Below are 24,346 nucleotides of genomic sequence, written 5' to 3' on the forward strand. Positions count from 1 at the left end.
CCGAGGTCAAGCGCGGGGCCTTCACGGCCGGGACCGGGCACGGCCGGACCGAGTCGCGCTCTATCAAGGCATGCGGCATCGACCTGGCCGCCGGAGGCCTGCCCTTCCCCGGCGCGGTCACCGCCATCAGGCTCCACCGCCGCAGGCAGGTCAAAGGAAAGAAGCAGTCCCGCGAGACCGTCTACGCAGTCACCACACTCGAAGCCCACCGGGCTTCACCGGCCGACATCGCCGCGCTCGTCCGCCGGCATTGGGTGATCGAGAACCGCCACCATCTGGTCAGAGACACCACGTTCCGCGAAGACGCCTCCCGGCTCAGAACCGGCAGCGCGCCCCGCGCCATGGCCGCGTTCCGCAACCTCGCCATCGGCGCGCTCCGCCTGTCCGGAGTCGACAACCTCGCCAAAGCCACCCGACACAACGCCCGGAACCCTTACAGGCCACTGCCATTCATCGGAATCACACCATAACCAGCACTCGCCCACGCCCTGGGCGGGTGCCGCCGGTAAGGATCACCGCTAGCGGCAGGCCGTTCGCGTCGGTGGCCAGGTGGTGTTTGGAGCCGGTGCGGTCACGGTCTACCGGGCTCCGACCGGTTTTGGGCCGCCTCCGAGCGCGAGCAGGTGCGCCGCGTCCACCACCGCCCGGTCCAGATCGAGATCGCCGAACTCGTTGAGCTCATCGAGCAGCACCCGATGGAGGGGCTTCCCACACGCCGGCCTCCTGCCAGTCGCGCAGCCGTCGCCAGCACGTCATCCCGCACTCGAAGCCGAGCTCTTGGGGCAGCCACTGCCACTGGATGCCGGTGTAGAGCACGAACAGGATGCCGCACAACGCTTTCCGGTCATCGAGCGGCTTCCTGCCCGGGGTGCCCGGCTTCCGCTCGCGCTTGGGGATGAGCGGCTCGATCCTGGCCCACAGGGCGTCATCGAAAATGCACGGCCCACGGCTTCGACGCTGCTGCGGGCCACGCTTCCCACGTTTCACACCAGCAGAAACGAACCACAAACGAAATAGTTACGACCTTTAAATCCTATCGCTGCGTGATTCGACACATTTTGAGGTCAGCTGCCCCACCACATTGCCCTGTAACTCAGCTCGGCCTTCTTCATTACCACACGTATCGTCAGATGTGTATCGATATTGCTGTTAGGGGAGAGTAGTCGGTCTGGCCGCACTGTGTAAGTCGTAATACGATTGTCGTTGTCCAGCAAGCACAGCAGTGGATCGGGCCCATAGGGGGAATTCCAATTGTCGGGGAGTTCCCCCTTCTTTTGAGGGCGTTGAAGGGCATCGAACAGGGTTTTGATCCTGTTGTCCACGTCCCCCCGGTCCGGTGTGTATGACCGGCCTGTGTAAGGCAAAAGCATCGTGATGTCCAACTCTGCCAAGGTGCCTGTGTTTGGGTGGACCAATCCCGCGAAGGGATTCCCATCCACGTACCTGACCAAAGTTTCGTCTCCTGAGGTGATGGATCCGTCAACGTACTGGGTACGGTCGACCATCCAAGGATGAATCTCGAGGAGACGCTTGAGTTGGGGGTGGAAGTGCTCGCGAACGCGTTGCTTGATGGCACGCTTGTCCGGTCTGCTGTTTCCAGTCGGTTCAAGGGGACCGCTGTAGGTCAGGGTAAACTCCATCGACTCACCGTAGCGGGCGGCATCTTGGAGTAAGTGGCGTGTAGCTTCCTCTCTGCACCGCCTGCTCAGGTACGTGGCGGATACGGACCATGTTGGGCCGTTGAGTGGCGAGCGGGAGGTACTAGCAGTCGGTCATCGCTGGATCAGTCCGTCATCAACCCTGCTGCCACCGTCTCAAGCTGGTCGCACCGGTCTACGAAGGGCACGGCAATCCACCATACTCACTTGCATGGCCCTGAAACACAGTTGCAGACCCTGTCGGACATCGATGAAGCACTCATGTGGTACCCGCAGCGCCAAGCGGGAGCAACGAGCTGCACCAACTGGCAACCAGTTCTTAATGAGAGCGTCTACGTTTCGCCGGTGTAGGAGGTGAGGAGGGCCTGTTGGCAGTCGAGGATGTCGCGCATCCGCTCGCTGCGTTCTTCGAAGGCGCGGGTGACGATCGGGTCGGGGCAGATGCGGACGAGTTCGAACTCGTAGCACTGGCTGAGGACTTCGAGGGTGCGGCCGGGGGTGAGGGCGGTGTCGAGTTCGTCGAAGCACAACCCGAGCGCGAGCACGATCCCCATCGTCCCCGGTGCTTCGGCTCGGTTCTGCTGGTCCGTCAGTTCAGAGAGCACTTCGGGGGTCGCTTCGGCGAGAGCCCGGCCCTGTTGGAGGGCTGCGCGGAGGGCGGCGAGGGTGCGGTCGACATAGGCGCTGAGACCGGGGTCTTCGATGGGACGCTCGGTGGTGGCCATGGACCAGCCGAGGACGTCGACGGCGATAAAGAACGGCTCCTACGCACTCAGAGTGAGCGTGAGCCTTGAGGCCCCGCCGTCCACCTCTCTGCTCACGTTCACCAGGTCAAGCTCGCGCGGGGAAGCGAATAAATTGCCGGCTCTCAACTGAGTTCATTGTGCTGCAGTGGATCTGTGTCCAGCCTTGAAGATCTTCCTGCAATCGCAAGTGAGGCAAGGGTGTTCGTTATCGAATTGTGATGTCTTTTAGTGTCGGGTGGTGCTCGAGATCGGTCGTCTCAGGCGGGGGACTCGATAGATGGCGCCCCTGAACTGGCGGTGCGTGCCGATTGGCGGTAGTCGGTTGCGACCTCGGCTGAGTGGCTTCGTAGGATTTCCGCTGGATCAGGCGCGGATTTTGTCCCTTTTGGTGTCGTCGCTGCGCGTGGCTTGGGCTTGACAGGCCGAAGCGGCAACCGATAACTTTCCGAATCGTTGCGGTCGGTGCGCGGCTGCTTGCCCATCTCATAACTGGAAAGCAGTGCCCCTCGTGAAGCCCCTCCCCCCTACGGTGCCCTCATGTCTCATATGGAAAACCCTCGCTCTGCTCCCTGTTCCGTCGATGCCGCGGGTGCGTGATCTGGTCGGTGCCCGTTCGCTGACGACGCTGGCCCTGGGCGCGCTCGTCGGAGCGGGGTTGGCGGTCCCGGCTGCGGCACAGGATCCCGCGTCGATGGAGTGCACGATCGACACCGGTGAGGTCGCCGAGCTCGAGGGCGAACTCGATGCATTGGGTCAGGCCGCAGCATGCGGTCGCCCGGTCGAGGTCGTCGATCAGCGCAATGAGTTCGGCACCGTGGTGGCGATGCCTTCAGGTGAACTCAAGGCTGAGATAGGTGTGGAGCCGATCCAGGCGCAGGATGAGTCAGGCCAGTGGGCGCCGATCGACACCACGCTCGAGGTCGCAGCCGACGGGTCGGTCCGGCCGGTGAACATCACTGAGGACGTGTCCTTCTCGGCGGGCGGCATCGCACCCTTGGCGGCTGTGGATTACGGCGCGGAGGGCGGCTTCACGCTCTCGTGGCCGGGCGAACTGCCCGAGCCGGCCCTTGATGGGCCGCAGGCGATCTACGACGAGGTCCTAGCTGGGGTCGACCTGGTGGTCGAGGCGACCGCGCAGGGCTTCAGGTATGACCTGGTCGTAGCCGACGCCGAGGCCGCTCAGCACCCCGACCTCGAAGCGATCGCCTTCGCGGTCGAGGCCTCGGGCGTTGCGGTAGTGGAGAGCGCGACCGGCTCGGTCGAGGTCGAGGTCGCCGGCCAGGCCGAGATGGCCTCGGGCGAGGCGCTCATGTGGGAGGCGCCCTCGTCCCATGATGGGAGCGAGACCGTCCCAGATTTGACGGCGATTACTGACACCCCCAAGGATTCGGACCAGGAAATCGCGCCGGTCGAGGTGACCCTTGAGTCCGACGACGTAGTGCTGCGTCCGGATCTGGAGCTGTTGCGCGGCGAGGACACCCGCTACCCAGTGGTCATCGACCCGCAGTGGAACGGCGGGATCCAGGACAACCTGTGGGGCCTGGTGAACACCAAATTCCCCAACTCGGCCTTTTACCGCGGCAAGAACTCCTCGGGTTCGTACTTCATGAACAACACCGGCACCCTCGGCAATGCCGGGGCCGGTCAGACCTGCGACTCCTGGAACAACCTGGACTGCTACTCCAGCACCTACGACATGCGGTCGATGTTCCGGATGGACACCGACACCATCACCCAGAACGACTACAAGATCCCCAACAAGGGCCTCTTCAAAATCATCCAGAATCATTCGGCGTCGTGCTCGAACGGTACGGCGAGGATCTACCGCACCGGCGGCTACAACGCCAACGACACCTGGAACACCCAGCCGGCGTGGCACGAGTCGGTGTCGATCTCCTCGGCGAACAACGGTGCGACGTGCGACGGCTCGGCATACGTGTCGTTCAACGTCACCTCGATGGTCAAGACGGCCGACGACAACGGCTGGGCGAACCTCACCCTCGGCCTGCGCGCCCCTGACGAATCACCCTCACCGGAACTGCTGCAATGGAACCGATTCGACTCCTTTTCAGCGGTCTTGGAGATCTACTACGACGTGATGCCCTACGCGGTGTCGAACCGGAAGCTCAACGGCGTCTTCTGCACGACCTCGGTGGAGAACGCGCCGTGGACGAACAGCCGCACTCCAAGAATGAGCGCACTGTACCGGTCGCAGGACACCTCGCTCCTGTACCAGGCGCGGCTGCGCTCCTCGACACCGGTCGACGCGATCGTCTACGACTACACCACCTCTGAGCCGCTGACCTCCAACAAGGAGTACTCGAACACGCTGCCGTCGAGATACGCGCTTGGGGACGGGCTGTACTACTGGCTGGCCCGAAGTTTCTCCAGCACTAACACCGGCCTGGCCTCGGCCTGGTCGCCGCCATGCCGATTCAAAGTCGACGGAACGAAACCCTCGACACCGACCGTCACCCCTGGAAGTGAAGGCCCGTACCAGGCCGACGGCACGCTGAGTCTGACATTGGCATCGGAGGATCCGGTCGTGAACGGCATCGCCTCCGGGATCGATCATTTCGAATACTCCTGGCAGTCCAATAGTTTCGACAAGCACGTGGATTCGACCGGGACTGCCACGATCAGCAGGACACTGTCGGCCGGCAGGCACGTGCTGTATGTCCGCGCAGTCGACAAGGCCGGGAACGAGTCCGATCAACGGGCCTACACCTTCTTCGTAGGCCGGGACATCCTTGCGACGCCGATGGCGACGTGGCGGTTCGAAGGCGACACGCTGGATGACACCGGCCACGGCCACAACCTTGAGCTCGCCGATGGCGCATCGATCGCCTACACCGCCGACCGTGACGGCCGCACGGACGCGGCCCTGGCCTTGGACGGTTCGACCTGCCTGTCCGTACAGGATCCGATCATGCGCACCGATGCGGCCTATTCACTGTCGGCATGGGTGCGCATGGACGCGGTCGACGAGGCCACCGAGCGACCCATCGCCCAACTGAACGATTCGCACTCGGCCTTCCAAGTCTGGTACTCGGCGACCGCCGACCTCTGGTACTTCTCAGTGCTCGACCAGAACAAGAACTGGAACAGCATCGGCGCGGCCCCGACTGTCGCCCTAGGAGCGTGGGAGCACATCGGGGCGGTCTATGACCCGGACAAGAGCGTGATCCGCCTCTACCTCGGCGGTTTCCTGGTCGGAGAGAAGAGCATCAACTTCACCCCTTGGAACGCCGACAAGGTCTTCAGCCTCGGATGCCTGATGACCGCCGGTACGCCGGTTCATCACGTCTCAGGCGCGATCGACCAGGTCGGCCTCTGGCAGGGCGTGCTGAGCCAAGCCGACATCCAGGCCGCGATGACCGACCTACCCACCGCGAGCGTCCAAGCGCAGTGGACCTTCCGCAATGACGGCACCGACGACTCCGGGCACGGCCGTGACCTGAACACCGACGGCCTGCCGGTCGGCACCGACCCCTACCACCGGCCTTCCGGCGCAATCGAGCTCGACGGCACTACCTGCCTCGAATACCCCGAACCGGTCGTCGATACCACCCAGTCGTTCACCGTTGCGGCCTGGGCGAAGCTCGACTCGACCAGCGCGAACGCGACGGTGGTGGCCACTTCGGGTCAGAACACGTCTGCGGTGCGGCTGCGATATGTTGAGTCGATCGGGAAGTGGGCCTTCGTCTTCACCGACCAGGACAGCGCCACAGCAGCCTGGCCACAAGTGCAGTCAACGGAGATCGTCGAGGCCGACCGCTGGTACCACCTGGTAGGCGTCTTCGACGCCCCAACCAAAGAGCTGAAGCTCTACGTCGATGGCGTTTTGCAGGGCACACGCACCAACGTCACCTCAGTCTGGAATGCGACCGGTCCGACCATTCTCGGCTGCGCCGGACATGAATCCGGACCGGCCCGCTGGGACCGATTGGACGGTTCGCTTCACGGCGTTAGCCTGTGGCGCGGTGCCGTCGATACCTCTGCGATTGCCGGCATGATGGGCAATCCGCCGGTCGAGACCGCCGCGCGGTGGGACTTCAACAACTTCCCAGAAGACCTCACCGTCACGCCCACGCCGGGAGCAGATCTCACCGGCAACGGCAACGACCTCACCGTCACCGGCAGCGAATCGTACGACTTCGGCTACAACAACGCACTGGACAACGCGCTGCTGGTCGATGGCACCAACCATGTACGAACCATCGGTCCTGTGATCGCGACCGACGAGTCGTTCACGATCGCGACCTGGATGAGGGCCGACGACCTCACCCGCGATGGCGTGGCAGTGAGTATTCCCGGCGCCGACCGCAGCACCATCGTCGTCAAGTACTCCACCGCGAAGGCCCACTGGGAGTTCGCCGCCCCGCCCGCAGCCGGGGGCACCTGGCACACCGCAGGCGCCGCGGCCACACCGTCAGATACCCATGTCGGGTACATCTTCCTCGTCGGCGTGTACGACCTGCCCTCCAACGAACTGCGGCTGTACATCGACGGTGCCCTCATTGCGACCGCCACCGACGTCGTCATGCCCTCCTCGACCGGCTCGGTCGTGATCGGGGCCGAAGGCAACGCCGACGGCACCATCAGGGACGGGCTGATCGGTGCGGTCGACGACACCATCATCTGGCAAGGCGCCCTCGACTGCGCGACCATCGCCAGCATCTACGACCCCGAACTGCCTGCGCAGGTGTGCGGATCGTGACCCGACGCTTCCCCATCGCCCTCGACTCGAACCCCCTTGGGAGCCTCCACGTGCACACCCTCCCGCGGCGGCCCCGCCTCCGCTCCTTGCTTGCCATGACCGCTGCCGCAGTGGTGACCATGGCCGGGTTGACCACCGGACCTGCGTGGGCCGCTGATTTCCAGCGTGGAGCGCAGACGTTCGCCTCGAGCCCCGTCTCGGCCGTGGGTGCGGCCGAGTCCGCATTCGATGACAACGCCGCCGACTGGTCGGGCGCTCCCGCCGAAACGGGGGAAGGCGCAGGGCAGTGGACGGCGACGGATCTGTCATCGGCAGGGTCGTGGTCGCAGGGCGGCTCGTCCGGGGCGTACTCGTACTCCTACTCGATGCGTGTGCCTCCGGCTGCCGGTCCGACTCCCGCCTTGGCGTTGTCGTATTCCTCGGCTGCGCACGATGGTTTGACATCCGGCACGAACAACCAGGCGTCGTGGTTCGGGGATGGATGGGGGTACTCACCCGGGTTCATCGAACGGACCTATACCGGCTGTGCCTCCGAAGCCGAACAGGACGGCAACAACGGCACCGACCAGACCGGGGACCTGTGCTGGGACGGAAGCTCGCCCTCCGTCACCATGGCCTTGGGGGGCATCAACACCGCGCTGGTTCTGGACGATGACTCCGGGGTCTGGCACGCCGCGGGCGATGCGAACTGGCGGATTGAGAAGCTCGGATCGCCGGCTTCGGCTTCCGCGCCGACTTCGGAGCGGTGGAAGGTCACCGGGACCGACGGTACGCAGTACTACTTCGCCGCCGAACCGGCCACGACCGGCTCTCGGTGGACGGTTCCGGTGTTCGGCAACCACTCCGGTGAGGCCTGCTACAAATCGGGTGACTTCGCGGGTTCTCGTTGCACTCAGGCCTATCGGTGGATGCTTGACAAGGTGGTCGACCTCAACGGGAACATGACCCGTTACCTCTACGGCACCGAGACCGGCTATTATTCCCCAGCGGCTGACAGCGCGAAGGACGCGGTCGCGTTCACCCGTTCGGGCTGGCTCAAGCGCATCGAGTACGGCTTGCGGTCGGACGATCCTGCAGTGCCGGCGACCGGCCGAGTCCAACTTGTCGCCGGAGACCGGTGCCTGTCGGACTGCTACGACACCGCAGGAGACCCGAAGACCAACAAGTGGCCCGACACGCCATGGGACTTGAACTGCGAAGCCGGGACCGGTTGTGAGCAGTACGCGCCGGTGTTCTTCTCCACTAAGCGGCTCGCCGAGGTCAAGACCGAAGTCCGAATCGCTGCGACAGGTCTGTTCGACACTGTCGACACCTGGAAGCTGACCCATGAGTTCAAAGACTACGGGGACAAATCCCAGGTAGTGATGTGGCTGGCTGCGATCCGGCACACCGGGCACGTGGGCGACGGCATGCAATCCACGCCCGCGATCGAATTCGGCGGCACGTTCATGCCCAACCGGGTCGAGGACGGCTCGGCCGACCCGATGATCCAACGGCCCCGCTTGACCTCCATCAAGAACGAGACCGGTGGTGTCACCACGGTCAACTACTCCGCACCCGACTGCGGCGTCGGCGATCTGCCGACCGTCGGTGAGTCGAACACTCAGCGGTGCTACCCCGCCAAATGGATCCCTGAAGGCACTTACAACGCTGTTGACGCCTACTTCCACAAATACGTGGTCACCTCGGTTGCCGAGACCGACACCACTGCCGGTGCCGACACGGTCTGGACCTTCTACGAGTACTCCACAGTCGGAGGCGGCACCAACGTCCTCTGGGCCTGGAACGACTCCGAATTCACTCCTGAAGATCTTCGGACCTACAACCAATGGCGCGGTTACACGCAGGTGGCGACCCTCGTCGGTGACCCGGCCGATCCCGGCCCGCAACTGCGGACCGCTTCCCGCTACTACCGGGGCATGGACGGCGAACCACTCCCTGACGGCACCGAACGCGACATCATGCTCACCAGCACCCAGGGCGATACCGTCGCCGACCATGAGGCGCTCGCCGGACAGGTCTGGGAGCAGATCACCTACGACAACACCACTGTCATCGGCTCCACCATCACCCGATACTGGACGAAGAACACCGCCGCCCGCGCCTACGATGGTGGTGAGCTCAAAGCTTGGATGACCGGCCCCAGCCAAACCCTGGCGCGCGCCAAACTCTCCGACACCTCGTGGCAGACCGTCCGCGCCGACACCACCTACGACGCCCGCGGCCGTGTGGCGACCCTCAGCAACCACGGTGACGTCAGCAGGTCCGGTGACGAGATGTGCACCACGACCGAATACATCGACAACACCGAAAAATGGATCCTCAAGGCCCCCTCGCGGATCGAGACCGTCGCCGTTGTTTGCGGTAAACCGGTGTCCAGACCCGACCAGGTCTTGAGCGACGTCCGCGCTTACTACGACGGGCATGATTTCGGCGCGGTGCCTACGTACGCCCGGATGACGAAGTCCGAGACCATCGACGGCTGGGACGCAGGACCGAAGTATGCGACCCTTGCCGAATCCACCTACGACGCGCTAGGCCGGGAGATCACCACGACCGACGCGCTCGGTGCGGTCACCACGACCGCCTACACCCCGACGGGCGCCGGTCCGGTCACCGCGGTGTCGACGACGAACCCGCTCGGCCACATCGAGACCATTACCATCGCCCCTGCCTGGGGGTCGACCACCTCAGCTACTAGCGCGGCGGGCCGTAAGACCACGCTCACCTATGACGAGCTCGGTCGCGCGACGGCCGTCTGGTACCCCGGTCAGGACGCGCCGACCGAGGTCCCGAACCTGAAGTTCTCGTACACCGTTTCCGATACGGCCCCCAGCACCACGACCACCGAGACGATGATCTGGAATCAGTCCTATCTGACCGAGATCAAGATCTTCGACGCGCTCATGCGGCCACGCCAGACTCAGGCCGAGACCTACGGCGGGCGCTTGATCAACCAGAGCGAGTACAACTCCTACGGTCAGCTTGTCTACTCCTCCGGCGCGAATTTCAACAACGAGTCAGGGCCCACCGGTGACCTCGTGCGGATCTCCCGCTCCAACGACGTCGCCCGCACCGAGTACGTCTACGACACGGTCGGGCGGGTCACCGCCGAGCTCTTCGTCGTCAAAGACGAGGAACAGTGGCGCACCACCACCGCCTACGGCGGCAACGACGACTATTGGCAGACGACCGTCACACCGCCCGAAGGGACGTCAGCCTCCGGCACGCTCACCGACGCCCGCGGCCTCGTAGTCCAGGCGCTCCAGTACCACGGCAACACACCCACTGGCGAGCCAGACCGGACACGCTACACCTACACGCCTGCAGGATTGCTGGAAACCGCGACCGACCCGGCCGGACACCAGTGGACCTTCGGATACGACCTGCGCGGCCGCCAAATCACCGCGAACGACCCCGACACCGGGACCACCAGCGTCACCTACGACGACGCTGGACAGCTGCTCTCGACCACCGCCAACGCCGGGACTAGCGCCGAGTCCACACTGTCATACGAGTACGATGCGCTTGGCCGCCAGACCGCGAAATGGGAAGGCGCAGTAGACAGCGGTAAGCGTCTATCAGAGTGGACGTACGACACTGCCTCCGCGTACGGTAAAGGCGCGCTGCACAAGTCGATCAACTACGTCGACAACCAGGCCTGGACCACCGAGTACCGCCGCTATGACATCAGCGGACAACCCACTCAGGTCCTGACCACGTTGCCTTCCGCCGCAGGCAGCCTCGCCGGCTCCTACTACGAGGCGTTCACCTACCACCCCGACGGCAGCATGAAGACCTCCGTTGCCAACGCCACCGCCGGACTCACCTCCGAGACCATGACCTACGGCTACGACTCCATGGGGCAGCCCTCGCGGGTGACAGGCAACAGCTCTACCTTCGGCGCGACCCAGATCTACGTTGACGAGGCTCTCTACTCCCCATACGGGCAACTGCTGCAGCTGCGCCTGGGCGATCCCGCCGACGTCGGAGGCACCTCTGGGCAGACCTGGCAGACCTGGATCTACGAGGAAGAGACCGGCCGCCTCGCTGAGTTCTATTTCGACAAGGTCACCGCCGGAGAGTTCGACGGCACCAACTACGGCATCGCCGCCCTCTCGTACGAATACGACCAGGCCGGGAAGATCACCTCGATCACCGACCAGCCCGTCCACACCTCCGACGCCCTCCAGCCTGAAACCCAGTGCTTCCAATATGACTACCTGAACCGTCTCACCGAAGCATGGGCACAATCAGGGGCGGACGCCTGCGCCGCCATCCCAACTGAAGAAGCTGTCGGGGGGCCCGGTGCGTATTGGTCCTCGTACGAATACGACCTCACAGGCAACCGCACCGCCGAAACCCGGTGGACTGTCGCGGGACGCTTCACCGACACCTACACCTACGAGACCGACAGCCACGCCCTCACCTCGATAGCCACCACCGAGAACGGGCCAGAACGAACCAATTACACCTATAACGAAACCGGATACGCGACCTCGATATCCCGCGCAGGCGACCTCTCGATCTTGAAGTGGAACAGCTCTGGCCGCCTGGAGACCGTCACCAATGGCGAGAACACCACTCGGTTCTACGACGACGCCGAGGGCAACCGGCTCGTCCGCAAGGATCCTGACGGCAGCATCACCGCCTGGGTTGCCGGCTACGAACTCCACTACAACGCCGCCGCCAACACCAAACAAGCCATCCGTTACTACACCCACGCTGGCACCGTCATCGCCCAACGAACCGGTCTTGGCGCCATCCTCTTCGTCGCTAGCGACCACCACGGCACCGGCCAATGGATCGTCAACGGCAACACCCTCACCGCCACCGTTCGGCGCCATGACCCCTTCGGCAACACCAGAGGCCTTACCCAAGGAACCTGGCCCGACGACCGCGGCTTCGTCGGCGGTATCGACAACACCACTGTCGGCCTGACCACCCTCGGCGCTCGAGAGTACGACCCCACCACAGGCAGGTTCGTCTCCGTCGACCCCATCGCCGACTACACCAACCCCCAACAGCTCAACGGCTACGCCTACGCCAACAACGACCCCATCAACATGATCGACGCCACCGGCCTGTGCATGACAGGGCCCGGCGACACGTACTACTACCCGGGCGAATGCACTAGCAGCGGCGGTGGCGGCAGCGAACCGAGCGGAGGTCCCTCCAGCGACCCCGTCGCCAGTGCGACCAGCGGCGGCGGGACGGTCTACGGCGAACAGTACTCATCCGACGAAGGCGGCTGCGTCTACGTCATGCAAGGCGCCGTCGGCGTCCCCTGCGACATGTGGGAAGGCGACCTCCAAGACCTTGTCGACGAAGTCGAGGAATATTTGTACGATGTCGGCGATGTCGTCGACCCCGTTACCGGCATGTACGACCCGGTAACGCTCTCGAGAGCGGTAACCGACCTCTGCTTCGGCGGCGACTACTACGCAAGTGTCGTGGACAACTGTCAGATGGACTACCTCGAGGTCCTCGACGACCAGCGGATGGCCATTGACCAAGCATGGACGGCCGAAGCTGCCGAACGGAACAATTTGGTGGGGGCACTCATCGCCGACCTCTCCGGCGGTCCTCTTCAAGCAGGAAGCGCAGGCTTCACTGCACCATGGATGACCGGCAGCATCGGCCTCCAGTCGTTCTTCCGCAACAAGAACTTCCTTAAAAGTTGCAAATCCTTCGAAGCCGGAACACTCGTGGTCATGCCCGACGGCAGCACCAAGCCCATCGAGCAAATCATGACAGGGGAATCAGTCCTCGCTGCAGACCCCACCACCGGAGATATCGGTGCCGCAACGGTATCGGCCACGCATACCACGCTCGAACAACCCCGCAGCCTTGTTACCATCGGTATCGACACAAATCATGACGGCGAGCCCGACGCCGACATTACTGCCACGGCAGGCCACGCCTTCTGGGCTGCTGAGCGAGAGGCTCGTCATGGAATTAGCGCCCTGCCAGGATGGATCACTGCTGAGAATCTGACGGAAGGAGCCTGGCTCCAGGCTGCGGCTAATAGCCAAGTTCAGGTGGTTTCCACCCAGCAAGACATTGAAGTAACGACTACATACAACCTGAGCGTCGCGAATGCACATACGTACTTCGTCGCTGCCGGTGATGTTGATATCCTGACCCACAACTGCGGCGGCAGTGGTTCGGGGCACTCAGCATCCTGTACCTGTACCCCAGCGGGGAGCCTCCCCTCAATTCTTAGAGGTACGAATCCGCGATCGACAAATAATGGAAAGGGCACGACCTATGACATCAATCCTTCGGCCTATGGATTCGACTCCAGGGTTGTTTCCATGAGGGTTATGTCCAGCACTAGCCGTTATCCGAATGGCTACGTTGTCTTCATGAATAAATCCGGTCAGACTGTTAATCCTCTCACCGGGAGGACGACTACAGGCAAGGCTGACCCATGGGGGCACATTCCCCTGTACCCGGGAGGCTGATCTCCTTGACACCTGAATCACTGATGAACTCATTCGCGGGAGAGCCACAGGCTCGAGATGAGGGCGGCATTGCGATGCGATCGCCGATTGATCTTGAGCGCTTCACGGAGTTTCAACTGCTAGATTTCCGAATGAATTGCAGGAGGCAAATCGCGGGAATTCTATTCGAAGGCAGAATGGCTTTGGATCTCGATGAAGGCGATACCGGAGTATTGGTCGCTCGGGAAGTGGTTGAGTTTCAATGGGAATCCGAGGTTCGAGTAAGTTCAAGTACGGCATGGAATAGCATAACTGCAGAAATTAGCGATTCCGGCGACCTTTTGGCGCTTGAGATGGAGTTTATGCCTGTGGCAAAGCTTCGAATCCTTGCGCGAGCGCTTGGTTTCTTCGAGGTGAAGGCCGATAGACTTTCAGGTATTGGGATTCCAGATTATGCTGCTTCGGAAAATGAGATCAAATCTGCACTCGTGGATTGGGAAACTCCAGTTGCTGTCGTGCGAAAATACGAGCTATTGAGTAGAAGCTTAGCTTGCGTTTTAATCTCTGGGCCGTTCCGGTGTGAGACGACCCCGGCGGCCATGATCCGGGCCCGGTGGTCGGCCTGGAGCCCATGACGCCTGGCTCCGAGTTGCAGTCTTCCGCCCGGTGGAGCGACCATCGCGAGCTGACGAGTTCGCGGACCGATTCAGGAGGGTCATGTGGAGGACGAAGAGCTCATACGGTTCTCCAAAATCGATATGGACGACGTCGACTATGTGGTCAAGATGTTGACGATGGATGAACTTGTTGCGGCTCATGAGCTTGCGAAGGAGCGGCGTTGGGGAGCCGCTTGGAGTTCAACTGATGCTCTGCGAGCGGAGGTAGATCCGTCCTCCCCGAAGTTCCTCCTCCCTGCCATGAGAAATGCAGCTGGTGACATGGAGGTCGAGTCCTTGCGTTGCCATCTCTGGTTTCTCCCTCGCCAGGAACCAAAGCTCGGTCGCGCAACGACCTTCGATATCGAGCCCACTCGCTTTCGAGGACTTCGCGAAGTTCCCCAGGACAAGGCCTCCGCCGCTTTGAGACTCCTGATCGCCTGGCACCCTCTTTCTGCCACCAGTTAGCTCAACAGGTCAGCTTGCGTCTTTGGCCTTTGGCGACTGTTGCGGCCACGCGCGGTTGCCGCGGCCCAGGCCGTTGGTTCCGGGGCGTTTCGTCTGCTTGCCCGGGTCATGGCGGGCGGCTCGGTGACGGTTCTTGGCGCCTTTGGGCCGGCCGGGGCCGGGCCGGGCGGGTTTCGCGACACTGGCGGGGCGGGTGAGTGCGCCGCGGAGGTTGCGCAATCCTCGGCGGACGCGCCGGGGCGAGCACTGCCCGGGCAGTGCGGGCCGTTCCCAAGGCAGGCGATGGTCGGCGACGAGGCTGCGGGCCAACCATAGTTGCAGGTAGACGGCCATCACGATCACTGTCCAGGCGTCGGCGGCGCGCGGGTCGCGGACGGCCGGAACAGTCCAGCCCAGGTCCTGCTTGATGTAGCGGTGGAGGTGCTCCTGGTCGAAGCGGCGCAGCCAAGCGAACCAGACCGTGTTGATCACGGCCGCTTCGAGATCGGCCCGCGAAATCCACAAGTTCACCGGATCGGGCCTGCTCTGGCGGGGCAGGTGGTCGACCTCCAGCCGCGCCACGGTCCCTTCGACGACCGGCAGCGGCCCCTCGTGGCCGACCCGCGCCGACCTTCCGGTGAGCTTCGGGTGCAGGAACCGCCAGAACCGCGACCGGACCTGCCCGTACCGGGCCGAAGACACTGTCACCGCGCCGTCGGGGACCGCCCAGGAGGCCTCGTTGGCGCATTCGTGCCGCCACCCGTGCCTGGGGTCGGGGCCCGACCGCGCCGGGAGCCTTCGGCTCGCCCCGGCCGTAGTAGACCCGGTCGGATCGCACGCGCGAGCACACCACCACCGGCAGGTCGCCAAGCTGCCATGCCAGCCGGGCCGGGTCGTAGCCCGCATCGGTCACCAGGATGATCGGCCGGTCGCCTTCGGTCCCCTGGCCGGCAGCGACAAGGTCGACCACCACTGCCCGGACCTGCGCCACGGTCGCCTCCTGCACGTCGTCATCAGGGCCGAGACGGCGCGCTCAGCGGCACTACCCACGAAGAAGCGCCCGGTGTCAGCGACACGACGAACGAGTACGGCCATCCCGGAATCGTCTGGTCGCTGCCCCGCCCCCGCCCATAGACGCGGCAGAACAACCGCTCCGGGCTGCATGCCGCGTCCGGACGCAGCCACGGCGAGACATCCACCGCCAACACGATATGGCCCCGCATCCGCGGCAGCGGCTCGGCCAACGCCGCCGACCGGACCGCCTCGGGATCGATCCGGCCGGCATTGACCGCCGTGTACACCGACCCGTGGCCCCGCGTGAACGCATTCTCGAGCGACATCCCGGGGAGGGAATCGACCTTCCCCTCATGCTCAAGGACGGCATCGGACAGTTCGAACACCGCATCAGCCCGACCACCGATCGCAGCATAGAACGCATCACGAAACGCCGACAAAGCTGACAGGTCGCCGGCCGTCCTGGCTTGCCCCGGCTCAGTAGCGGATGCAGTCGCGAACTCTTGTGGCACAACGACGATGATGAACCATCGACCTCAGGATGCTTTCAAACACCCTGCAGCGCAAGTTAAGCAGGTTAAAACGCAAGCTGAGTCTCCGAGATCACGTGACCGATACGATCCGGCCCGCTCCCCACCACGGGCACCACTGGGTGCGGTGGGAGAGCGGGGGACCATGCCGACGTCTAGAGACTGTGCAGGTTCGGCGTACGTCCACGGTCCGAGATTCATGGCCGCAGGCTCAGTTGCCAAGTGGACGTAACGCGGACGATCTCCAATCGTTACTGCTCTGAATGACGTTTCGACAGATGCTCTGTGACGCCACTTCGTCCAGGCGCATGGTGCTGTCACGCGTGAACGGAGCCTTGACATGAGCCAGCAGCAGCGGCGCCGTGCGGTCGCCTACTACCGTGTCTCCACCACCCGGCAAGCCCAGACCGGCAGCCAAGCCGAGGAGTTCGGTTCCTCGATCGCCAGTCAGCAAGCCGCATGCCATCGGTATGCGAGCCAACACGAACTCGACATCATCGAGGAGTACGCCGAGCCCGGCGGCACCGCAACCGCCATCGATCGCAGGCCCAAGTTCCGCCAGCTCCTGGACCGCGTGCTGCACCAGCGCGATGTCGACGTCGTGCTGGTCTACACCCGTTCCCGCGCCTTCCGGAATGCCTTCGAGGCCATGGTCATCCGCGAGGAGTTCCGGAAAATCGATGTTGAACTGCTTTCGGTACAAGAACCGTGCGAGAACGGCCCCGAGGGCGACCTCGTGACGCTCATCCTCGACGGCGTCAACGAGTACCAGTCCCGCAAGCTCGGCATCGACGTTGCTTTCAAGATGGCGGCCACCGCCGCCCGCGGCAGCACCCCCGGACGCGCGAAACTCGGGTACCGCAACGCCCGAACCTACGTGGACGGGCGCTCGACACCCACGATCGAAATCGACCCCGACCGCGCCCCCTATATCGGCACCGCCTTCCGCCTGTTCGCCTCCGGGCAGTACACGCTGCGGCGACTGCGCGATGAACTGTCCAACGCCGGCCTCCGCACTCGACCGACCAAGTCGCATCCTGCAGGGGCACCGGTCACCATCACGCAGCTGACCAAGCTCCTGCGCGATCGCACCTACCTCGGCCTCGTGCAATGGTGCGGCGAGGAGTATCCCGGCAATCATCCCGCCCTGATCGACCAAGACCTCTTCGACCGTGTGCAGCGGGTGCTCAACGATCGATGCCGCAGGACCCGCGACCGCAAATGGGACCACCACCTCAAAGGCCTGCTGCAATGCGCTCGCTGTGGAGACAGACTCCACCTCGAGGTCACCCGGAACCGGCACGGGTGGCGCTATTGCTACTTCGTCTGCGCCGGCAGGCAACCGCGCACCTGCGACCTGCCACGCCTGCCGCTCCCTGCCGTCGAGGCGGCAGTTGAAGCCCACTGGGCTACAGTCACATTCAGCCGCGACGAGAAGACCGCGATAGGTCAAGACCTGCACCGGGCGGCCCAAAGCCAGCGGGCCGCAACCGAAGCCCTGCGACGCCGGCTCCGCAGCGAACGAACTCGACTTAACAGACTCGAAGACCAGTGCCTCGAAGTCCTCGGCCAGCCAGACTGGCCGACGGCGAAACTCACTGCACGGCTCGAACAGGTCCGCCAGCAAAGACTCGACATCAAGCGGCGTCTCGACGAACTCAAGCAACGCACCGGCGATGGACAGGCTGTCATCGACATTGCCGGTGCCACGATCGCTACCCTCGACAACCCTCGCGACCTGTTTCGCAGGCTGCCGCCGAAGCTGCGAAAAACCCTCGGTCGCCTGTGCTTCGACCACATCTCCCTCGACGTCCACAACCCCTGCAAGGAATTCCTCGGGCCCGCTCAGCCTGGAAACCGAGGCGGCATTCCAGCCACGCGAATCAATGCCGGCGACCTGGTCGTCACAGGTGAGCGGCGTGTAGAGCTCAATGTGTGCGCGATCGCCGACCTCATTATTGCTGCCACCAGAGTCAATCCGGAGGCACCAAAACGCGAACACGGTCGAGATGTCACCGTCTGGGAGATCCCGAGCTACGCCTAAGGTGGCTTGCTGTCCAGATCAGCTCGATTTCGTGTGCGCTAGGAGTTGTTTCGCGACCTGGAACTGCTCTGATGCAAAGGTTGCTTTAGATGCGCCGGGAATCGGATAGGACCCCGCTCCCCGGCCGCTGCGCTAAGTTAGCCGCCGGTGTCGTGTTCGCTGCTGAGTATCGCGGACAGTCGAGTGCGAAGCGCCTCGACGTCCTCCATGTGAGGGCCAAAGACAGGGGGCTCTGCCGCCACGAGCTCTCGGTACAGTTTGATTGAAGAGGATTACCTGCACATCACCGATTCCTGGCCACACCAGCAACGGTCGGCCTCGGTGATCATGTCGCATTAGGTCAAAATGTCGAGCCCGGTCGCTGAATGTCCCTGGCTACAACCAAGATTTTGCTGTAACCAGCCTGGTTGGATCCATGGTAAAATTGACCCAGCCGAAGACTCCATGCCGCGAATCCTCCCGAAGTCTCATGGCCCAAAAGGGTTGAGATCCTCCACAATTCCTTTCCAATCCGACCCGGGGGTCGGCCAAGGTCAGGTGTGACCCAACGGATGATACTCGGACGAGGCTGCACCTACATCGCGCTGCGTGCGGTGCCGATCTGGTGACCTTGGAATCGACTGGGGTCCGGGTGTCGACGCGCTCTGCCTGGTTTGTCCGGGCAGCCTCTAGCCGCCCGAGCATGAATCCCAGGTGCATAGATGTTGCAATCCCTCCCTCATCGAGAGGACGGCGACTCGACCTCCTCCAACCCATTCCCTGGTGCTGACAAACAGGTGTGGTCCCGGAACTTCTCCAATGCCCTCCATGTCGCCACTGGTCTTCCCTTGGCGATCACCGATACCGTCGCCGTCTACGTAGTCCACCCCAAGACCTACCTGACTCGCGCTCGTGCGTCCCAGGCTTTTGAATACCAGCTGAGGGACGACGTTGTCGCTGTCGACCTATACGGCCACAAGATCATCGAAGTCACTGTCCACGGATTTGCCGGAGGTCCCGGAGAGTACAACGAGCGCATCCGCTCCGCGTTCGATGCCCCGATCCGCCGCAACGCTGTCGACGCGCGGACGCTCCCGGCCCTTGTAACAGGCGTAGACGAAAATGGGAAGCCGTCTGCCTACCTAACCACCAGCCAGTCGGTCGACAGCACCAAGCTCAGCAATCTTATCGACATCACCGACGAAGCGCTCCGGCGCGCCGACGGACGGCGTGGTTACAGCCTCCAAGACGATCTCGCGACCTTCGGCCAGCACGAGACGACCCTGCACGCAGTTCTCGACAGGCACCTCCGCGAAACCGACGATGCCGGTCACACACAGGTACGGCATGTCATCGACCTGACGGCGATCAAGGGTGCCAACCGATCCCGAGCCCGGCAACTCCTATTCGACCTGAGCATGAAAGATGTCGTCTACGGCGTCGAGCGCAACCGCCTCGGGCTCGAGGGCCACGGCCGGATCGCCGACCCGACCGTCTGGGTACCGGCCTTCGCCAACCAGATCAAACTTGCCTTCGAACAGTCCCAACACCCCTTGCACCAGACCGCAGTCAAGGCCGCAGCGGTCGCGACCGTCAAGATGCAGATCATCGTCGGCACCGAAAGCGGCGATGATTTCCACAACCAGGTCTTCGACCCCAACCGCGTCGACCATCGCCGGCCGCCGCTCGACTACGACGTCCTGGATAAGTCTGAATCCGACATGCGCGCAGTCCTCCGGGAACTGAAACAACGCGGATGGCTGACCGAGGCAGCGCGCGCCTGGCTCGCTGGCGAAGGGCCCGATCCGCAAAGCTATCCGGATGAGGACTTCGTCTCTGCGCGGGATCGCCGCGACTGTGAGCTCTACGCGGCAGCATTCCCGCAGGATCCAGACAAGGCAGCCGCCGTCCGGCACGTGCTCGGCGAACCCGCCAGGACACATACGACCCAGGACCACATGCGAAACCGCCTGCGCATGCTGTCCTCAGCGATCAGCGCGGGCTACCGCCACCGCTGGAACCCCCGGGTAATCGATGGCCTCCGACCTGCGAAATTTCTCAAACAGGGTGGGAATCTCACCGAGGTCCCCGCATGGAGGTCGGTGCTCGACGAACTCCAGCACACCCCGAAGGACGACCTTCTTCACGAATTCCTGACCACCCGCGGCATTCACTGGTTGGCCGAATTCGAGATCATCGAGGCTGACCGCGGCTCGATGGAGGCACAGAGCAGGGAAGGCGAGGACGTCAACGGCGATACTCTCACGGACAAGAAAGTCCGCCGCAGCGCTATCAACGCCCGCGCGGCGATGCTCGCCAACCCCACCCGGGCGATCGCCCTCTTGCGCGAACTCGCCCGCGCGGCGAACGAAGGTGACCGTCCACGACAGATAGATACCGATGGGCAGGTATCCCCAGGCACGGTAGCCGACAAATGGTGGTTCGACCAGACCTTCCCCAAGTTCAAAGGAAGACGTCGGCCGAAACTGGACTGGGAGACCAGCACCGACCCGACCGAACCCCAAGCCCCGCCTCCCAATCCGCTTGCGAACCTCATGCAAGCCCGGAGCGACCTGTACACGATGGTGACCGACGTGCTGCCCAATGACATGGTCGACGGCTTCAAACGCGTGCAGGAAGTGCTGAATAATGCTACGAACGCTGAGCGCATTCCCCTCGCCGACGCCCCCGAGGAGGAGTTCAGCGCACTGCTCGAAGCCCTCAGTGTGCTCAGCACCGATCTGCAAACGCTCACCTCAGCGGTTACCAGTATGCGGTTCACTGGCCTGGAGCTAAAGGATTCGGCCTGCGAACGGTACCTAACCCGAGGGGCCGACCAGGAGTGACCGCAACACTGCCCACCGGGCCCATCTTGACCGTCGGTCGCCTTGGATCGCTACCAGGCGCCGCAGGCAGGTACTTCCACCAATCACTTTTCGAAGCAATCCCATGGTCACGGCGCTGGATCTTCGACGACGCGGACATCGTCACCGCGATCTACCTGATTTCGGACAGTCAAGACCGGCTGCGCTGGCTCGGCCAAGTCAACCGCAACGATGGCCTGCCCGGACGGCTCGCACAGCATCACACCAGCCCTACAAAGCGAGCAGTGTTCGCCAAGATCAGGATCCTGCACCTTGCTGATTGGACGCCACCAGAAGCCATCGACACGATAGAGGGCCGGTGTGCCGACCTCCTGCAGATTCGCCAGTCGATGCGCCCGCGTGTGTGGCCCTCAGCAAGTGCCTGGCCAGAGCTAGTGGTCTGATTCGGCCGCATTTGACCTTGAAATCGTGCAAGAAGTATTACCATGATTATGGCCGAGATGTCAGCACCGCGCCGCTCCTCAGTTGCCGGTGCCAACGAGTTTGGAGCTCCGCAGGCGTAAAATTATGCAGCCGAAGGTGAAGCGGTGCTAGTCGCCCCGAGGCTGGCTGGGTAATCGAGTCCCCGGCGATCTAGCGAGTACGTCTGAGCCTGATGACCTTGTCTCCTGGATGGGCGGGGGAGCGACCTTATTGCGGCGGTGGAGCCGAGTCGCACCGGGGAGGGCCGTCCGTATGTCACTGCCTGGCCGAAGGGTTACTTGCATTTCGGTTGACTCCTCGCCATGGGAGTGGACTACCTTGAGCCCCAAAACGAGGGCGGGGTACTAGGCATTCAGCGCTCAGTACGACTTCCCGTGTGCGCCGCGGCGAACGATCCCGACCTCCCGGGAGCGCCTAATCCGAGGCGCTGGACTTGCTTCTCCTCCTAGCCTGATGGTCTGACCCTGACGCCGGCATGTCCTGGGGTGATTGCGGTAAAGGCGACCGCTGGGGCAAAGCATCAGTAGACTCGATCAGATGAGAAGCGCCCATCTGGCAAATCAAGGTCGCGCTGACTTAGTGAGGTTGTGCAGGAAAGTGATGACAGCAGATAAAAATACCGAAATCCCGTACGGTCCCTTTAGTATCACCGAGGCTGAGCACATCAGCCTACTGTTCGTCCGATATTGGTCGGAATCGGTGCGCGAGCAAGTTGCGACAGTCAGGGACTTGCAGTTGGAACTCGCTCAGATTAATGATGAGATTTCCGGGGTATATCGTGATGAAGAAAGGAATATCGGCGAGCCATATAACTATACCGGACTGATAAGTGGCTTGAGTGAAACTCTCGATAGGCTGCTATCAAAGCGGATAGTGCACGAACATCTCCTTGCCTCGTCCGCTTGGCAGATGGAGGAATGGAAAAGTAGTTTCGAGCGCGCGAGACGACGCAAGCAATACAATTCGAAGAAGATCGATCGAGACCCGGAATTTGACTCCCAGTACGGGCCTTGGTATTACGCCTCATCCGAGTGGAAGAATGGTAAACCTGCGTATATCCAGCACCTCAAGGCGTTGCGTGATGCGATGGAACATTTGAGTGAAGCTGAAAATCTTGCAGAGTTTCACGTCTCCACTGACCCGGATAAGACCGATAGGAAGCGCCGATCTCTGCGCATGTTTCCCGGTTCGCAGTTTGAAGTTGGAAGGTCTCTGTTCGAAATCTTCCCAGACCTTGACGTCGATAAACTCGAGAAACGTGCCGAAGTCGTCGCCTCGTGGATGAGTGAAATCAACTCGGAAGTTGAGGAGGCTCTCGCTGCCGGGTATCGCGACGACGAGGACATACATGATGAGGAGTTAAGCGCCTACTGCTATTCGGCAATTCGTGCGAGGAGGCAGCCGACGTGGATCATGACTTTTCGGTAGGCCATCCGATGGACTTGGGAGTTCCAACTTTATCAGCGCCAGGGTTTACCCGGATTTCGGAATCTGATTCGCCCTCCCAAGTTATTCGGGCGCCGCACGGATATGTGCAGCGCCCTGACACCTCGAAACAAGGACTAGCCCCTCGGCTAAGAACAGACTGTCCGCCTGGCGGATTCTTAGAGATGAAATGCGATTGGTCCGATGATGGAGTAGCGAGGAAACAGCGGATGCATGGATAGGTTCCTCGGAGGTCGCCGACTTTTCATCATCGTCCAGGGTTGGCCATCTGGCTGTGACGGATTGAAACAGCTCAGCCGGGATTCCAGTTTGTTGCAGGATCGCGGATTCTCCTGGCCCTTCATCTGACACGAGTTCAAGAGCTCTCGGTATGAGAGAGGGGGCCTCAAGTGTTGTTATCAGGCCGGGTTCCTTGCGTCTCCAGCCTCGATTTGTAACGGTGGTCATCGCATTTCTATAACTCGATGCGCTGAGCTTTCCGACCTGACGTGCCCTATAAAGCAAGGCCTGAATACTGATTCCCCAATGCTCCTTGAGCTCGCCCAATTGACTCCAGGCATAGCCGCTCATTACAGAGGGAAGATAGGCTTGAATTGCATCTATCGGGGCAAGAAACTCTGCCGCAAAACGGTTCGCTTGTTCCTCGATTGCACGACTCCCCGGCTCCGAATCCTCATGCATTACTAGATGACCGAGCTCATGGGCTACATCGAATCGCTGCCGATAGTAATCATTCTTGAGTGGGCTTAGAATGATAACTGACCTCGAACTCATTGCAAATGAGTATGCATCGACTGCTGCCGCACGCGCTGGACTGAAAACCACCAAGATTCCTTGGTTTTCAACCAGTCTGATCGTATTCTTAATCCGATCAAGGCCAAGTGACCACGACTCACGCACAAAACGGGCAGCCGCTTCCGGCCCGTCCCCTGCATCGTCTTCGCTGACCGGACACGAAGGTATTGCAGGCTTGGGAAACTCTACATAGGTTTCGAATACCTCTGCGACGTCATTGGCGAGCTCGCCATAAGCACTTGCTTGATCACGCGCTACCTGTGTTGTAGAACGCAGCGAACGGAAATGCGGGCGAAGTTCGCTCCCCCGCTTCCGCCCGACAAAGAAGCCTGGAGACACCTGCAAGACCATCGCCAGTTGAGCGACGGTCTGTGGTGTAGGACGCTTCGTACCGAGCTCCCACGCGCTGACGGCGGCAGGGCTCTTACCCACCGCCTCGGCGAGTTGGCTCTTCTTCCAGCCGGCTAGGTGTCGGGCGATGGTAAGCCGATGGCCCTCGAACAGTGCGGCAGCGTCTGAAGCGCGGTACCTATTTGGTGTGTGATGAGTCATGTTCC

12 protein-coding genes and 3 pseudogenes are annotated in these 24,346 nt (G+C 62.3%); 9 read left to right on the forward strand and 6 right to left on the reverse strand.

Annotated elements, in window-relative coordinates; all coding sequences use genetic code 11:
* Positions 1-35 precede the first annotated feature (35 nt).
* Positions 36-470, forward strand: a pseudogene (locus K3N28_RS23500) (ISAs1 family transposase); the annotation flags it as partial.
* A 22-nt stretch (positions 471-492) separates the two neighbouring features.
* Here the strand turns inward: K3N28_RS23500 and K3N28_RS23505 are convergent.
* The 3 genes and pseudogenes from K3N28_RS23505 to K3N28_RS06145 all read right to left on the reverse strand — a co-directional run.
* Positions 493-936: pseudogene (locus tag K3N28_RS23505) on the reverse strand (IS5 family transposase); the annotation flags it as partial.
* A 128-nt stretch (positions 937-1,064) separates the two neighbouring features.
* Positions 1,065-1,640 carry a hypothetical protein gene (locus K3N28_RS06140; protein WP_228091608.1) on the reverse strand — a complete coding sequence of 192 codons (576 nt, stop codon included), beginning with the start codon at positions 1,638-1,640 and terminating at the stop codon, positions 1,065-1,067.
* 350 nt (positions 1,641-1,990) lie between these two features.
* Positions 1,991-2,383 (reverse strand): hypothetical protein, encoded by a 393-nt coding sequence (locus K3N28_RS06145; protein ID WP_228091609.1) that lies wholly within the window; start codon positions 2,381-2,383, stop codon positions 1,991-1,993.
* Between the two features lie 610 nt (positions 2,384-2,993).
* Between K3N28_RS06145 and K3N28_RS06150 the strand changes: the two genes are divergently transcribed.
* The 4 genes from K3N28_RS06150 to K3N28_RS06170 all read left to right on the forward strand — a co-directional run bounded on the left by K3N28_RS06150 (position 2,994) and on the right by K3N28_RS06170 (position 14,694).
* Positions 2,994-7,124, forward strand: a complete 4,131-nt coding sequence (locus K3N28_RS06150) for a LamG-like jellyroll fold domain-containing protein (protein ID WP_228091610.1) — start codon at positions 2,994-2,996, stop codon at positions 7,122-7,124.
* A gap of 95 nt (positions 7,125-7,219) precedes the next feature.
* Positions 7,220-13,591 (forward strand): RHS repeat-associated core domain-containing protein, encoded by a 6,372-nt coding sequence (locus tag K3N28_RS23330; protein WP_304608692.1) that lies wholly within the window; start codon positions 7,220-7,222, stop codon positions 13,589-13,591.
* 5 nt (positions 13,592-13,596) lie between these two features.
* On the forward strand, positions 13,597-14,205 hold the full coding sequence (locus K3N28_RS06165) for a hypothetical protein (RefSeq protein ID WP_228091611.1): 609 nt from the start codon (positions 13,597-13,599) through the stop codon (positions 14,203-14,205).
* A gap of 84 nt (positions 14,206-14,289) precedes the next feature.
* Entirely contained in the window at positions 14,290-14,694 is a 405-nt protein-coding gene (locus tag K3N28_RS06170) for a hypothetical protein (protein WP_228091612.1), read from the forward strand.
* 9 nt (positions 14,695-14,703) lie between these two features.
* Here K3N28_RS06170 and K3N28_RS06175 read toward each other — a convergent pair whose 3' ends face one another.
* Entirely contained in the window at positions 14,704-15,381 is a 678-nt protein-coding gene (locus K3N28_RS06175) for a hypothetical protein (RefSeq protein ID WP_228091956.1), read from the reverse strand.
* A 112-nt stretch (positions 15,382-15,493) separates the two neighbouring features.
* Positions 15,494-16,199, reverse strand: a pseudogene (locus tag K3N28_RS06180) (transposase); the annotation flags it as partial.
* 358 nt (positions 16,200-16,557) lie between these two features.
* On the opposite strand from K3N28_RS06180, the gene K3N28_RS06185 reads away from it, so the two are divergent.
* From K3N28_RS06185 to K3N28_RS06200, 4 genes are all read left to right on the forward strand, one after another.
* Positions 16,558-18,261, forward strand: coding sequence for a recombinase family protein (locus K3N28_RS06185; protein ID WP_228091613.1), 1,704 nt, complete (start codon positions 16,558-16,560; stop codon positions 18,259-18,261).
* A gap of 701 nt (positions 18,262-18,962) precedes the next feature.
* Positions 18,963-21,086 (forward strand): hypothetical protein, encoded by a 2,124-nt coding sequence (locus K3N28_RS06190; RefSeq protein WP_228091614.1) that lies wholly within the window; start codon positions 18,963-18,965, stop codon positions 21,084-21,086.
* Entirely contained in the window at positions 21,083-21,508 is a 426-nt protein-coding gene (locus K3N28_RS06195) for a hypothetical protein (protein WP_228091615.1), read from the forward strand. Before K3N28_RS06190 ends, K3N28_RS06195 begins: the two co-directional genes overlap by 4 nt.
* 577 nt (positions 21,509-22,085) lie before the next feature.
* On the forward strand, positions 22,086-22,976 hold the full coding sequence (locus tag K3N28_RS06200) for a hypothetical protein (RefSeq protein WP_228091616.1): 891 nt from the start codon (positions 22,086-22,088) through the stop codon (positions 22,974-22,976).
* Between the two features lie 81 nt (positions 22,977-23,057).
* On the opposite strand, the gene K3N28_RS06205 is transcribed toward K3N28_RS06200, so the two are convergent.
* A complete protein-coding gene (locus K3N28_RS06205) occupies positions 23,058-24,341 on the reverse strand; it encodes an ImmA/IrrE family metallo-endopeptidase (RefSeq protein WP_228091617.1) in 1,284 nt (427 codons plus the stop codon).
* Positions 24,342-24,346 lie beyond the last annotated feature (5 nt).

Source organism: Glycomyces sp. TRM65418 (genome assembly GCF_019710475.1).
Taxonomy (GTDB): Bacteria; Actinomycetota; Actinomycetes; order Mycobacteriales; family Micromonosporaceae; genus Glycomyces.

What these genes read in the sequence shown, in the direction of transcription:
- K3N28_RS06140 (WP_228091608.1), bottom strand. Translation starts at nt 1,640, where the DNA reads ATGGAGTTTACCCTGACCTACAGCGGTCCCCTTGAACCGACTGGAAAC.
- K3N28_RS06145 (WP_228091609.1), bottom strand. Translation starts at nt 2,383, where the DNA reads ATGGCCACCACCGAGCGTCCCATCGAAGACCCCGGTCTCAGCGCCTAT.
- K3N28_RS23330 (WP_304608692.1), top strand. Translation starts at nt 7,220, where the DNA reads ATGACCGCTGCCGCAGTGGTGACCATGGCCGGGTTGACCACCGGACCT.
- K3N28_RS06185 (WP_228091613.1), top strand. Translation starts at nt 16,558, where the DNA reads ATGAGCCAGCAGCAGCGGCGCCGTGCGGTCGCCTACTACCGTGTCTCC.
- K3N28_RS06190 (WP_228091614.1), top strand. Translation starts at nt 18,963, where the DNA reads ATGTTGCAATCCCTCCCTCATCGAGAGGACGGCGACTCGACCTCCTCC.
- K3N28_RS06200 (WP_228091616.1), top strand. Translation starts at nt 22,086, where the DNA reads ATGAGAAGCGCCCATCTGGCAAATCAAGGTCGCGCTGACTTAGTGAGG.
- K3N28_RS06205 (WP_228091617.1), bottom strand. Translation starts at nt 24,341, where the DNA reads ATGACTCATCACACACCAAATAGGTACCGCGCTTCAGACGCTGCCGCA.